Annotated in this window: 14 protein-coding genes and 1 other RNA gene; 7 read left to right on the forward strand and 8 right to left on the reverse strand. The window is 62.7% G+C overall.

What is annotated here, in order from left to right:
* Positions 1-11 precede the first annotated feature (11 nt).
* From GGQ74_RS09150 to mnmL, 8 genes are all read right to left on the reverse strand, one after another.
* The gene (locus GGQ74_RS09150) at positions 12-470 is read right to left on the reverse strand and encodes a cytochrome c family protein (protein WP_167941258.1); all 459 of its coding nucleotides are present in this window, start codon (positions 468-470) and stop codon (positions 12-14) included.
* A 731-nt stretch (positions 471-1,201) separates the two neighbouring features.
* On the reverse strand, positions 1,202-2,803 hold the full coding sequence (gene rny, locus GGQ74_RS09155) for a ribonuclease Y (RefSeq protein WP_167941259.1): 1,602 nt from the start codon (positions 2,801-2,803) through the stop codon (positions 1,202-1,204).
* Between the two features lie 237 nt (positions 2,804-3,040).
* Positions 3,041-3,224, reverse strand: a non-coding RNA gene (gene ssrS / locus GGQ74_RS09160) — 6S RNA.
* 20 nt (positions 3,225-3,244) lie between these two features.
* Positions 3,245-3,514 carry a cell division protein ZapA gene (gene zapA / locus GGQ74_RS09165; RefSeq protein ID WP_167941260.1) on the reverse strand — a complete coding sequence of 90 codons (270 nt, stop codon included), beginning with the start codon at positions 3,512-3,514 and terminating at the stop codon, positions 3,245-3,247.
* A gap of 13 nt (positions 3,515-3,527) precedes the next feature.
* The gene (locus tag GGQ74_RS09170; RefSeq protein WP_167941261.1) at positions 3,528-3,758 is read right to left on the reverse strand and encodes a cell division protein ZapB; all 231 of its coding nucleotides are present in this window, start codon (positions 3,756-3,758) and stop codon (positions 3,528-3,530) included.
* A 45-nt stretch (positions 3,759-3,803) separates the two neighbouring features.
* On the reverse strand, positions 3,804-5,186 hold the full coding sequence (gene glmU / locus GGQ74_RS09175) for a bifunctional UDP-N-acetylglucosamine diphosphorylase/glucosamine-1-phosphate N-acetyltransferase GlmU (RefSeq protein WP_167941262.1): 1,383 nt from the start codon (positions 5,184-5,186) through the stop codon (positions 3,804-3,806).
* 108 nt (positions 5,187-5,294) lie between these two features.
* Positions 5,295-5,777 carry a methylated-DNA--[protein]-cysteine S-methyltransferase gene (locus GGQ74_RS09180; protein ID WP_167941263.1) on the reverse strand — a complete coding sequence of 161 codons (483 nt, stop codon included), beginning with the start codon at positions 5,775-5,777 and terminating at the stop codon, positions 5,295-5,297.
* Positions 5,774-6,742, reverse strand: a complete 969-nt coding sequence (gene mnmL, locus GGQ74_RS09185) for a tRNA modification radical SAM protein MnmL/YtqA (RefSeq protein WP_167941264.1) — start codon at positions 6,740-6,742, stop codon at positions 5,774-5,776. Before mnmL ends, GGQ74_RS09180 begins: the two co-directional genes overlap by 4 nt.
* Positions 6,743-6,885: 143 nt before the next feature.
* Here mnmL and GGQ74_RS09190 point away from each other — a divergent pair, with 143 nt between their 5' ends.
* The 7 genes from GGQ74_RS09190 (at position 6,886) to GGQ74_RS09220 (ending at position 13,190) form a co-directional block, all read left to right on the forward strand.
* Complete coding sequence (locus tag GGQ74_RS09190) at positions 6,886-7,926, forward strand: rod shape-determining protein (RefSeq protein WP_167941265.1); 1,041 nt, start codon at positions 6,886-6,888, stop codon at positions 7,924-7,926.
* A gap of 127 nt (positions 7,927-8,053) precedes the next feature.
* Positions 8,054-8,779: a rod shape-determining protein MreC gene (mreC, locus tag GGQ74_RS09195; protein ID WP_167941266.1), complete on the forward strand. Its 726-nt coding sequence runs from the start codon at positions 8,054-8,056 to the stop codon at positions 8,777-8,779.
* 9 nt (positions 8,780-8,788) lie between these two features.
* A complete protein-coding gene (locus tag GGQ74_RS09200; protein WP_167941267.1) occupies positions 8,789-9,253 on the forward strand; it encodes a hypothetical protein in 465 nt (154 codons plus the stop codon).
* Positions 9,237-11,024: a penicillin-binding protein 2 gene (gene mrdA / locus GGQ74_RS09205; RefSeq protein WP_167941268.1), complete on the forward strand. Its 1,788-nt coding sequence runs from the start codon at positions 9,237-9,239 to the stop codon at positions 11,022-11,024. Before GGQ74_RS09200 ends, mrdA begins: the two co-directional genes overlap by 17 nt.
* Positions 11,021-12,136, forward strand: coding sequence for a rod shape-determining protein RodA (gene rodA, locus GGQ74_RS09210; protein WP_167941269.1), 1,116 nt, complete (start codon positions 11,021-11,023; stop codon positions 12,134-12,136). The genes mrdA and rodA overlap by 4 nt, the downstream gene beginning before the upstream one ends.
* 57 nt (positions 12,137-12,193) lie before the next feature.
* Positions 12,194-12,619, forward strand: coding sequence for a bactofilin family protein (locus tag GGQ74_RS09215; protein ID WP_167941270.1), 426 nt, complete (start codon positions 12,194-12,196; stop codon positions 12,617-12,619).
* Positions 12,620-12,773: 154 nt separating this feature from the next.
* Entirely contained in the window at positions 12,774-13,190 is a 417-nt protein-coding gene (locus GGQ74_RS09220; RefSeq protein ID WP_167941271.1) for a F0F1 ATP synthase subunit B, read from the forward strand.
* Positions 13,191-13,267 lie beyond the last annotated feature (77 nt).

Below are 13,267 nucleotides of genomic sequence, written 5' to 3' on the forward strand. Positions count from 1 at the left end.
TCGCCCCCTCCCTAGTGTGCGCCGCCGTAGAGCATCGGCTTGAAGTTGAACGTTCCGACGCGCTCCTCGTTGTGACAGTGCTCGCAGTCCTTGATGTTCAGCGTCCCCTTGATCAGCGAGGGATCGCCGCCTTCCTCGACGTGTGTCGAGCCGGGGCCGTGGCAGACCTCGCACCCCGCATGCCCGAGCTCCGGTGTCTCGTCGAAGCTCTTGAATCCGCCGGGTTGCCCGTAGCCCGTCGTGTGGCACCCATAGCACTCGCGGACCTCGTCCTTCGTCAGGTCCGACGCCATGATCTGGATGCTGTGCGACGACTTCGCCTTCTTCGCGTACTTCTGGAAGTTCTCGTACTGTTTCTCGTGGCATTCGGCGCAGGCCGCGGAACCGAGATACCGCGCATCCTGTGCCAAGGCCGGGGCCGCAGACACCAACGCCAGTGCGACAAGCGCTCCAACAAGCCGGATTCGCATGCATTTCCTCCCACTCTTCAAGGTTCTGCCATCTGTATTGCCGCAATGCCAGACATTGTCAACATCATGAAATGTCTCATGAACTTTGGAATACATTCGGTCCGCCGTCGTCGCGTCAGGATTTCCGCCTGTGGCAGTGCATTCGGAGATTGGCTGAAAAGGAGAGAGGCCTCCGGCGGCCGGGGCTTTGCCCCGGACCCCAGTCAAGGAAATGATTTCCTTGACAATACTCACTAGGGCTTCGTCGCGCAAAGCCGGGCGGTTCGCCACGGGCAGACGGCCCATCGCATATCGGGGGTCCAGGGGGCCAGCGGCCCCTTGGCTGGCGGAGCCTACGTCTTGCATCGGTCATTGAACGATACGGTTGGCCTCAGCGATGAACCGCTGCGCGGAGCAGGGACGGGAGGAAAAAGGGCCTCCGGCGGCCGGGGCTTTGCCCCGGACCCCAGTCAAGGAAATGATTTCCTTGACAATCCTCACTAGGGCTTCGTCGCGCAAAGCCGGGCGGTTCGCCACGGGCAGACGGCCCATCGCATATCGGGGGTCCAGGGGGCCAGCGGCCCCTTGGCCGGCGGAGCCTACGTCTTGCATCGGTCGTTGAACGATACGCCCCGCCCACTGCGACCTTACGGCGCTGCGGCCTGCCCGCTGTGCTGGGCAGTTGGCGCAAAAAAAGCCGGGAAGGGGTTGAACCCTTCCCGGCCTTGTTGTCGTACTGACGTGGGGGTGGCCTATTTGGCGTAGCCCACGGCTCGGCGTTCGCGGATGCAGGTCACGCGAATCTGTCCGGGGTAGGTGAGGTTATCCTCGATCTTCTTGGAGATGTCCTTGCAGAGCAGGTAGGTCTTGTCGTCGTCGATGCGTTCGGAATCGACCATGACGCGGATTTCGCGACCTGCCTGAATGGCGTAGGCTTTGGAGACGCCTTCGAAGCTGGTGGCGATGCCTTCCAGCTCTTCGAGGCGCTTAACGTAGTTTTCGAGTAGTTCCTTGCGGGCACCGGGGCGAGCGCCGGAGACGCTGTCCGCGGCCTGCACGAGGATGGCGAGCACGGTCGAGGGCGGGGTGTCCTCGTGGTGAGCGGCGATGGCATGGATGATTTCCTTGCTTTCGCCGAACTTTTTGGCGAGGTCCGCGCCGATGAGGGCGTGGGGGCCTTCGACCTCGTGGTCCACGGCCTTGCCGATGTCGTGCAGCAGTCCTGCGCGCTTGGCTTTCTTGACGTCGAGGCCGAGCTCGGCGGCCATGATTCCACACAGGGATGCGACTTCCAGCGAGTGCTGGAGGACGTTCTGGGAGAAGCTGGTGCGGTACTGGAGTTGGCCGAGCAGTTTGACGACATCGGGGTGGATGCCGTGCACGCCAGCGTCGAAGGTGGCCTGCTCGCCGATTTCACGGACCTTGACGTCCATCTCCTGTTCGACCTTCTTGACGACTTCCTCGATGCGGGCGGGGTGAATCCGTCCGTCGCTGATGAGGCGTTCGAGGGACATCTTGGCGACCTGCCTGCGCAGGGGCGAGAAGGCGGAGAGGACGACTGTTTCGGGGGTGTCGTCGATGATGAGATCGACGCCGGTGGCGGCCTCGAAGGCGCGGATGTTGCGGCCTTCTCGACCGATGATGCGGCCCTTCATGTCCTCACTGGGAATGTTGACGGCCGCAACGGTCTGCTCCCCGACGTAGTCGCCGGAGTAGCGCTGAATGGCGGTTGCCAGGATTTCCTTGGCCTTGCGGTCTGCGGTTTCCTTGGCTTCCATTTCGATCTGCCGGACGCGCTTTGCGGCGTCGTGGCGGGTCTGGGATTCGATTTCGTCGATGAGTCGCGCCTTGGCTTCCTCTGCGGTAAGGCCGGAGATTTCTTCGAGCTTGCTGAGCTTCTGGCGCTCAAGCTCGTCGATTTCCTCTTCGCGCTGAACGATCTTGCGTTCGAGGCGGGAGAGTCTTTTCTCCATGGCTACGAGCTCGGATTCCTTGCTGTTGAGCTCTTCGGCCTTGTGCTCGTAGCGTTCTTCCTTTTCCTGATTGCGGGCCTCGCGCTTCTTAACCTCGCGTTCCTGTTCCTTGAGGTCTGCGGCGAGATCCTTGAATTCAGCTTCCTTGTCCTTGAACTCGGACTCCATCTCTTTCTTAAGCTTGAGGATTTCGTCCTGAGCCTGAAGCATGAACTCCTTGCGCTGGGCCTGACCTTCCTTGCGCGCCTCATCGAGGATGCGCTCGGCCAGATCCTTGGCACCGGCAAGGCGTTTCGAGGCGATGTAATTGTGCAGGATGTATCCCGCTGAGGCCCCCACTGCCGCTCCGACAATGGCGGCGAATAATACAGCCAAACTCATGGCACTCTCCTTTTATGCGCTACGGGTGCCGCTGACCCGATACCGTATCGGCAGGGCTTCATGCTTCCTGCCAGCGGCGTGGCTGAAGCGCGGTACGTCGGAGAAGAGAGCGGCCGGAGGCAGCCGCGGCTGGAATGCCCGGTTGGGCATGTGGGACGGCGGGTCGTGTAAGGCGTTTAGGAAAGTCCTGTTCGTTTCATGCAGGGTTAAGGTGTTTATCCGCAACCAAATATATATATCTACCCCGGGGCGCCGTGTCGGGAACTCTTTTGAACCTTGCATGTGCAAGGTGGGTGCAACTGTGCCTGCCGTCAGGCTCCCCGGTCGAGCGGGTCTGCGCACGGGCTGGTCTGAAAGCCGCTCCCGTTTTGGAAGTGTTGGCTCAAAAATCGTTCCTCAATCACGAACTCCCCAGGGAGATACGCATGTCATACGCCTATACTACGGGGTACCGCCGTTGTCGATCTTCGTGAGAAGACCGGAGAGTTTCCCATCCAGCTCTTCGAGTTTCCGAGTGCTCTGGAGCAGATCATCCGCCAACCCCAGAGCCAGGAATGTCAACAGCTTTTCTTTGCTGAGTCGTCTACCGTGCTGTGTCAGTTCCCGGTACCGTTCTTCAAGAAGCTCCTTCGCCTTGAGAACTCGCGTATGGTCGGCCTTCGCCTTGAAGGAAACCTCCAGATCAAGGACGGAGAGAGTATAGCTCGGCATCGGGGACCTTCCGTTATTCGGTCTCGACCTGAAGCTTGTTCAGGAGACCGTCTATCTTGGCGAGCACATCCCGCTTGGCGGAACGTTCCCGCTCGATTTCGTCCCGGAGGGTACGGTTCTCGGTTTCGAGCTCTCTTTTGCCGTCCTCAAGTTCGCGCCGAAGTCGACGGTTTTCCTCCTCCAGAACCCGGTTCTTGGCGAGAATCGAATCAATTCGGGCTTCCAATTGGCTCAGGGCATCCATAGGCGAATTTTCTATCCTGTTCAGAGTTCAAAATCAAGAAATGTGTTATTTCCTTCGAGGAAGTTCCACCTGTTTGGCTCGGGTGACGGCAAGGTGTTTGGGGCTGACGTCGCGGGTGATGACCGAACCTGCGCCCACCAGCGCGCCTTCGCCCACGGTCACCGGTGCCACCAGCGCTGTGTTGCTGCCGATGAAGGCGCGGTCGCAGATGGTGGTCTTGTGCTTGTTCACGCCGTCGTAGTTGCAGGTGATGGTTCCCGCACCGATGTTCACGTCCGTGCCGACCTCGGTGTCGCCGAGGTAGGTCAGGTGGCTGGCCTTGGAGCCGTGGCCCAGCACGGCCTTCTTCATCTCCACGAAATTGCCGACCTTCGATTCGTCGCACATGACGGCCTGCGGGCGCAGCCGCGCGTAGGGGCCGACCTGACAGCCGTTGCCCACAGTCGAGCGTTCGAGGTGGCTGAAGGGCTTCACCTGTGTGCCTTCGCCGATGACGCAGTCCGTGATCCAGCAGTGCGAGGCGATGGACGTGCCGGAGGCGACGCGCGTAGCGCCGTAGATTTCGCAGGGCCCGTGCAGTTCGCAGCCGGGCGCGATCTGCGCGCGGGGGCCGATGACCGCCGACGATGGCGAGTGGATGCACACGCCGGAGTTCAGCAGAGCGTCCACGATGCGCGAGCGGATGAGCTCCTCGGAGCGCACCAGTTCGGCCGGGCTGTTCACGCCGAGAAGCTGGGGATCCCTGCCGCCGGAGGTGGCCGTCACGACGAGGCCGTCGGCCACGGCGAGGGACACGAGGTCCGTGATGTAGAATTCGCCGCTGGCGTTGGTATTGCTCAGCCGGGGCAGAAGGTCGGCCACGGCCGACATGCGCAGCCAGTAGATGCCCGCGTTGATCTCGCGGACCTCGCCGCCGTGGACGGCGGGATCGAAGTCCTTGGCCTCCACGATGGCCCGCACGCGGCCTTCGGCGTCGCGCACGACGCGGCCGTATGCGCCGGGGTCGTCGAGGGTCAGGCTCATGAAGGCGACGTCCGCCCCGGCGTCCACGGATTCGCGCACAAGGCGTTCGAGGCTTTCAGAGGGGACGAGGGGCGTGTCGCCATTGGCCACGAGTACGTAGTCGAGACCGGCGGCCTCAAGGGCGGGCCATGCCTCGCTCAGCGCGTGGCCGGTGCCGAGTTGGGCGGTCTGCATCACGAAATGCTCGGCGGGGACGTCGGGGAAGGCCGCGCGGACCATGTCCGCCCCGTGGCCGATGACTGTCCACACGCCGCGCAGGCCGAGGCCGTCGAGGGCGCGGTGGATGTACCACAGCATGGGTTCGCCGAGAATGGCGTGCAGCACCTTGGGTTTGTCGGAACGCATGCGCGTTCCCTTTCCGGCGGCCAGGACCAGCGCCCCGGCATTGAGAGTCGCGTCGATCATGTATCGGTTCCTCGATTGTCTTCGATGGGTATCGGGTATGCGGTCGCGGCGAGTCCGCCGCGTACCAGTGAGCCTTTACTCTTCGTTCGGTGCGCTTGTCCAGTTGGGCTAGCCGGGGAGGGCGACGCCCTCGATGGTCAGCAACAGGCGCTTGAGGTCGAGCCCGAGGGAATATCCGCCGAGTCCGCCTGCCGCGAGCACGCGGTGGCAGGGGATGAGAAGCGGCCAGCGGTTGGTGGCCATGGCCCGGCCAACAGCGCGCGCGGCGCGGGGGGAGCCTGCGCGCGCGGCCAGTTCTGCGTAGGTGACGGTCTCGCCACGGCCCACCGTGTCGCGAAGGGTGACGAGCACCGTGCGGGTGAAGGGCGAGAGGCCGTGCATGGCGTAGGGGATGCGGGGCCACGCGACGTCCTCGCCGTTGACGTAGGCGCTAAGCGCCTGCTGGAGCAGTGCTCCGGCGTCGGTGAGCTGTGGCGAGGGAGTGCGTTCGCCGCGCGCGGAGAGTTCCGTGCGCAGAAGGACGCCGTTGTCCCAGTGCAGGTCGAGGGCGAGGGGGCCGGCTGCGATGCATTCCGTGCGGCGGGTTCTCATGGCGCGACGTCCTCCGGATGCGGGATGGTGGGGTCGAATATCGTCGGGATGGGCGCGTGCGGTGCCAAGGCCCGGCTCTGCCAGGTGTCGGCGGCGGCGAGCGCCCGGTTTATGGCGTTGTGGATTTCCCGCTTGTCGGCGGCCCAGTCCGGGGCGACGAGTTCGCCCGGTGCGGGGTCGGCGGCGAGGCGGTGGATCACGATCTCTGGCCGCAGCAGTTCAAGTGCACCGATGACGCTTTGTATATAGGTATTGAGCGATGGAGGACAGTAGTTTTCCTCTTTGAACATGCGCTCCATGGGCGTGCCGGTGCAGACGTAGAGGTTGTGGAGCTTCACGCCGCGCACGGGCAGCGCATTCACGAAGCGGGCGCTACGCAGGAAGTCGTGCGGGCCTTCGCCGGGCAGCCCCATGATGATGTGGGCGCACACGGCGAGCCCGCGATCGGCGGCGGCGTGTGTGGCGCGGGCGAAGGCGGCGGAGTCGTGCCCGCGGTTGATGCGGCGCAGGGTGTCGTCATTGGACGACTGGAGGCCGAGATCCAGCCAGACCTCGGGCAGCGGCAGCGCGGCGAGCAGGTCGAGCTTGTCGTCGTCGAGGCAGTCGGGCCGGGTGCCGATGCACAGGCCGACCGCACCGGGCAGGCTCGTGATGCGCGACAGGACGCGTTCGAGCCGTTCGATGGGGCCGTAGGTGTTGGAGAACGACTGAAGGTAGGCGATGAAGCGGTCCGTGTGGTGCTTCGCGCCGAGCTGAGCGCGCCAGCGGTTCCATTGTCCCTCGATGTCCATGCCGTCGGCATGCAGCCCCGTTCCCGAGCCCTGGCCGTTGCAGAATGCGCAGCCCCGCCGCGAGAGCGTGCCGTCGCGGTTGGGACAGGTGAAGCCCGCGTCCAGCGGTATCTTGCGGATGCGGGTGCCGAAGCGGCGGTGCAGGTGGGCCGAGAGGCCGTGGTATCGGTTCATCGAATGTGCCAGAATGATTTTGGAAACGAACCCTTGCCTGATGCCGGGCGTTTGTATACTAACTCATGGTGACGACGCTGGCTGAAACCGGATTGTTTCAGCTCATCGAAATTCCACGAATTCATTGACCCAAGAGAGTGTTTATGTCCAGAATCTTGGATACGGTTCTCGGATTTTTCTCCAATGATCTCGCCATAGACTTGGGCACGGCCAACACCTGCGTCTACGTCAAGGGTCAGGGCATCGTGCTCCGCGAGCCGTCCGTCGTTGCCGTGAAACAGGACAACAAGGGCGGCAAGAAGGTGCTGGCCGTAGGCCTTGAGGCCAAGCTCATGCTCGGCCGCACCCCCGCGAACATCGTCGCCATCCGGCCCATGAAGGATGGCGTCATTGCCGACTTCGAGATCACGGAGGCCATGCTTCGGCACTTCATCACCAAGGTGCACAACAGCCGTCGGCTGGTGCGCCCCAGAATCATCATCTGCGTTCCCACGGGCATCACCCAGGTGGAGAAACGCGCGGTGAAGGAGTCCGCCGAGAGCGCTGGCGCCCGGGAAGTTTATCTTATCGAGGAACCGATGGCTGCGGCCATCGGCGCAAATCTGCCCATTACGGAACCCACGTCCAACATGGTCGTGGACATCGGCGGTGGCACCACGGAAGTGGCGGTCATATCCCTGTCCGGCATCGTCTATTCCAAGTCGGTCCGCGTGGGCGGCGACAAGATGGACGAGGCGATCATGCAGTACGTGAAGCGCAAGTACAACATGCTCATCGGTGAAAGCACCGCCGAGACCATCAAGATCCAGGCCGGAAGCGCCTATCCCTCGTCCCACGAGGTGGAGATGTCGGTCAAGGGCCGTGACCTCGTGTCCGGCATCCCGCAGAACATCACCATCACCTCGGAGGAGGTCCGCAAGGCCATCGCCGAGCAGGTGGACGCCATCGTTCAGGCCTGCCGCATCGCACTGGAGCAGACCCCGCCAGAACTGGCGGCGGACATCGTCGACCGTGGCATCGTGCTCACGGGCGGCGGAGCGCTGCTCAAGGGGCTGGATCAGCTGCTGCGCGAGGAAACCGGACTGCCCATCACCGTCGTGGACGATCCCCTGTCGACCGTCGTGCTCGGTTCCGGCCGAGCCCTCGACAATCTGGACGTCCTCAAGGAGGTAACGATCGATTAACCTCCGATCGAAGAAAGGCATTGTCTGCGTCCTGCTTGCCACCCTGTTCGCGTACCTGAGCCTGTTCACCTGGAACCTCAGGACCGGCATCCTTGACGCCCTTTCCGGGCATACGGGGCTGGAATTCGTGGGCGCGGTGCTCAAGCCCGGACGCTGGGCCGCTGATTCGTCCGCCGAACTGTGGCGGAACTACGTCTACCTCGTAGACGTGCGGGAAGAGAATGCCGAACTCAAGGCCGAGATGGACACGCTGAAGATGCAGGTGGCCATGCTCCGCGAAGAAGCCGCCGAGGTTCCCCGCCTCAGGCGGCTCCTGTCGTTCGCGCCCCAGCCGGGGTGGACCGTGCAGGGCGGGCGGGTCATCGCGCATCGTCTTGGTCCCGGAGCCGTCCTCGACACGCTCGTCGTGGACAAGGGCACCATGAGCGACGTTGGCGTCAACGACCCTGTGGGCACCGCCGACGGCATACTGGGCCGCGTGCTGCGCACCGGTCCCGCCACGGCGACGGTTCTGCTCATCACGGACATCAACAGCAAACTCCCTGTCATCAGCTCGGAGCGCCGCATCAGCGGCGTGCTCTGCGGGCGCGGCGACGACGGCCTTCTGGAGGTGCGCTACGTGCCCCAGAACGCCCCCTTGGCTGTGGGCGAGCTGCTGGTCACGTCCGGGCTGGCGGGCATCTTCCCCAAGGGGATTCCCGTTGCCCGCGTGGTGGGCGTGGAACGCTCGGACATCTCGCTGTTCCTGACCGTGCAGGCCGAGCCGCTGGTTGACATCCGCAATGTGGAGGAGGCCCTCGTGCTGCGGCGCGTGGTCGATGCCTCCGAACCGGCTCCCGGGGCCAGGGACTAGGGGGCGAACATGCATCCGCTTGTCTGGTGGACGGGCTTCACCGTTGCGGGCATCTGGCTGCAACGGCTGGTGCCCGGCGTGGATTTCCTCGCGCCGGGGCTGGTCATCCTCATGCAGGAGCGCCGCGTGCGCTCCGCCGTGTGGATGGGCCTGTTCTGGATGTTCGTCATCGAGGGCACATCCGGCCTCGCGTTCGGCACGGGGATTCTCTGGTATGCGGCGCTGGTCGGGGCGTTTCTCGCCGGGCGCGGCGTCTTTGAGTCCACGAATTTCCTTTTCATAACCCTCATCGGGCTGTTCCTCGGCGTCTGGCATATTGCGCTTACCGAACTCATGGTGCAGTTGCAGGACCTTGCCGTGCCGTGGCACAGGCTTCTTCTGGAAGGCCTGTTGCAGGCGGGATTCTTCCCGGTCCAGTGGGGTCTTACCTACTCGATGTATAAGAACTGGGTACGATATGGCAGCCCAATTTGAACCTGAAGGTCAGGCCCCTCCGCGCTTCGGCCTGTTCCTGCTGCAGGCGCTCATATGGGGGCTCTTTGGCCTGTTCGTGCTGCGTTTCTGGTACCTTCAGGTCCACAAGGGCGAGGAGTTCGCCCAGAAGGCCCGGGACAACCAGTTGCGGCAGGAACTGCTGCACGCTCCCCGAGGGCTTATCCGCGACCGAAACGGCGTGCTCGTGGCCGTCAATCAGCCCGCCTACGCGCTGGGACTGATCCGCGAGGATGTGCGCGACGTGAAGGCCACGCTGGACCAGATCGCCGTGTGGACCGACATTGACCTCGCGACCCTTGAGGCGAAATACGCCAAGGGGCGGCGTCGGGTGAAGCCCTTCGAGCCGCTCATCCTCGTGCCGGACCTCTCCTTCGAGCAGGTGGCGCGTATCGAATCCAACGCCCTGTTCTGGCCGGGACTCGAAATCGTGGTCCGTCCGCGTCGCTATTACCCGCAGGGACCGCTTCTGGCTCATGTGCTCGGCTACGTGGCCGAGGCCAACGAGGAAGAGTTGGAGAAGGACCCGACCCTGAGCCTCGGCGACAACGTGGGCAAGGGCGGTCTGGAGTTTACACTCGAAGAGCGCCTGCGCGGTGCCAAGGGCTTGCGGCAGCTCGAAGTGGACGCCACCGGTCGTCGCCTCAGCCAGCACGTCATGCGCCCGCCCAGAGCTGGCGAGGACCTGCGCCTGTCCATCGACCTCGAACTGCAGGCGCGTTGCCACGAGATGCTTGAGGGGCAGGCCGGTGCCATCGTCGTGATGGAGCCATTTTCCGGCGAGGTGGTGGCCTTCGTCAGCCAGCCGAGTTACGACGCCAACTGGTTCGTGACCGGTCTTTCCGGCCCGCAGTGGGAGAAGCTGCGCGACGACCCCATGCATCCGCTGCAGAACCGTGTGGTGCAGAGCGCCTATCCGCCCGGCTCGGTCTTTAAGCTTGTGGTGGGCGGCGCGGCGTTGGTCAACGGGGTGTCCCCGTCCGAGCGCGTGTACTGCTCGGGGCAGGTCAAGCTTGGGCGGCACATCTTTCGTTGCTGGAAGAAGCACGGTCACGGTCATATCGACTTTCTGCAGGCCCTCACCCAGTCCTGCGACGTGTACTACTACGAGATGGGCAGCCGTCTCGGCGTGGACAAGATAAGCGAGTTCGCCATGACCTGCGGCTTCGGCCACAAGACGGACATCAGTCTGCCGCATGAGAAGGGCGGGCTGATCCCCACGCGCGAGTGGAAGCGCAGACGCTTCGGTGAGTCATGGCAGGGCGGCGAGAACCTGAACCTGGCCATCGGGCAGGGCTATACGCTGGTCACCCCGTTGCAGGTTGCGCGCTTCATCGGCGCGCTGGTCAACGGTGGAGACATCCTGCGTCCCACGCTGCTCGCCGGTGGCGAACCGGAGCGGCAGGGGCACCTGCCACTGACCGACGCACAGCGGCAGCTTCTGGTGCGGTCCATGGTGGAGACCGTGGAGCAGGGAACGGCGCGTCGGCTTAAGCGGCGTGATGCCGTCATCGGCGGAAAGACCGGCACCGCGCAGGTGGTGCGTCTCAAGCTCAAGGCAGGGGACGTGCGCCGCAAGTTGGAGGAGATGCCTTACGAGGAGCGCGACCACGCGTGGCTGGCGTCCTTCGGCGAGAAGGACGGCAAGACCTACGTGGCGGTGTGCATGGTGGAGCACGGCGGACACGGCGGCTCCGCGGCCGGCCCCATGCTCAAGGGCGTGTACGAGCACCTTTTCGGGAAGCAGAAATGACCCCCATCGATCGACGCATACTGCTGCACATCAACTGGTCCCTCGTGGGCCTGACGCTGCTCCTCTTCGGTGTGGGCGTCATGAATCTCTATTCGGCCAGTGGCTTCCGTCTCGAGGACGGCCTGTCCCTGAATCCGTTCTACAAGAAGCAGTTCCTGTGGGGGCTTATGGGCTTCGGCGGCATGATCACGTTCATGCTGTTCGATTACAGGCACTTGAAGACGCTCGCCGTACCCATGTTTCTGGTCACACTTTTGCTGCTTCTTTGCGTGCCGGTTTTCGGCAAGGTCATCTACGGCGCGCGGCGCTGGCTGGATCTCGGCTTCTTCAATCTCCAGCCGAGCGAAGTGGCGAAGATCTCCATCCTGCTCATCGGGGCCAAGCTGCTCTCCAAGGGGCAGCGTCCTCTGGACTGGCTCCAGTTGTTCGGCGTGCTGGCCGTGGGCATGGTGCCTGCCGGGCTCATCATATTGCAGCCCGATTTGGGGTCAGGCCTGTCCGTACTGCTGTTGCTTGGCGGATTGGTGCTGTATCGCGGCATCCAGATGCGGGTGTTCAAGCCGCTGATGATTCTTGTGCCCGTATTGCTGCCGATGTCGTGGTTTTTCCTGCACGACTACCAGAAGCGACGCATTCTCACCTTCCTTGACCCAGGCAACGACCCCCTTGGTGCGGGCTATCACATCATCCAGTCCCAGATTGCCATCGGCTCCGGACGCCTGTGGGGTAAGGGATTTCTGAGCGGCACACAGAGCCAGCTGCGTTTTCTGCCCGAGAAGCATACGGACTTCGCCATCGCGGTGTTTGGCGAGGAGTGGGGCTTCATCGGGTGCATGTTTCTCCTTTCCCTTTTCTGTCTCTTCCTGTATCAAATCTACCTCACGGCGCACGACGCAAAGGACCGATTCGGCAGCTTTCTCGCCGCCGGGGTCTTTTTCTATTTCTTCTGGCAGATACTGATCAACATGGGCATGGTTCTTGGACTCATGCCGGTGGTGGGAATACCCCTGCCGTTCATCAGCTACGGCGGCAGTGCCACTGTCGTGAATCTGAGCCTCATCGGACTCGTGTTGAACGTTTCCATGCGCAGGTTCGTGTTCAAGCGCGCCTAGACCATTCGGCGGCGTGCGAAACGGACTGCGGAGAACCTCTCGCAACGGAGAGCGACCATGGCGCGCGACGAGATCAACGCCTTTCTGGGTAGCGGAACCACGTATCAGGGGCGTCTGGAATTCAAGGGTTCCGTCCGCATCGACGGCAGCTTCAATGGCGAGGTCGAGTCGGAGGGGACTCTGGTCATTGGCCGTGAGGCGCATGTCGAGGGCACGCTGCATGTCGGCCAGCTCATCGTCAGCGGCCGGGTGAAGGGCGAGGTGCGGGCGCTGGCCAAGGTCGTCCTGCACAAGACCGCCAATTTCGACGGAAGCATGTCCACGCCCGTGCTGATGATGGAGGAAGGAGCTGTTCTCGAAGGACAGGTCAGCATGGGTACGAAGAAGACGGAGAAGCCCGTCGATGACGCCCGTAGCGGTGCAACGGGTTCCACTGTCGGTCTCGCCACTGCAACGCGACCCACACTTGCAGTGACGAAATGAAGCACAATACGGTTCTCCATTGTACCCGCTCCGAAAATGCAGGAATAGCCGTCGTTAACACGTCGATTTAGAAAAATGTTTTGACAGGGTACCTGAAATCGGCTAAAGCCCGTTTGACTTTGCTCAATAATTCACAACCTCCGAGAGGGCGCGTATGATTGATCTCGATATCACCTTTTTTATTCAGTTTGTGAACTTCGTGGTCACGTTGATTGTTCTGAACTTTCTTCTCATCCGCCCCATCCGGGAAATCATCAAGAAGCGTAATGACCGGATGTCCGGCTGTCTCGAGGATGCCGAAAAGTTCAATGCCTCCTCTCAGGAGAAGCTGAAGAACTATTCCGCAGCGCTCGAAGAGGCTCGCCGTTCCGGTGTCGAAATTCGCAATGACCTCCGTGAAGGTGGCGTTGCGGAAGAGAAGGGCATCATCGAAGCCGCCAATGCCAAGGCCGCTGTCGCACTCAAGGCCGAGCGCGACGCTGTCGCCGCCGAGATCAAATCCTGCATGGACGATCTCAAGGCCCAGGTCAACGGCATGGCTGGCAAGGTCGTTGCCAAGGTGCTCGGCTAATCACGCGCAAGAGGCGAAACCCCACGGGGCTTCGCCTTCACGTCTTTTGCTCAAGCCAAAGAACCGGATGGAAAGGA

The sequence above is a fragment of the Desulfobaculum xiamenense genome (assembly GCF_011927665.1).
In the GTDB taxonomy this organism is placed as follows: domain Bacteria; phylum Desulfobacterota; class Desulfovibrionia; order Desulfovibrionales; family Desulfovibrionaceae; genus Desulfobaculum; species Desulfobaculum xiamenense.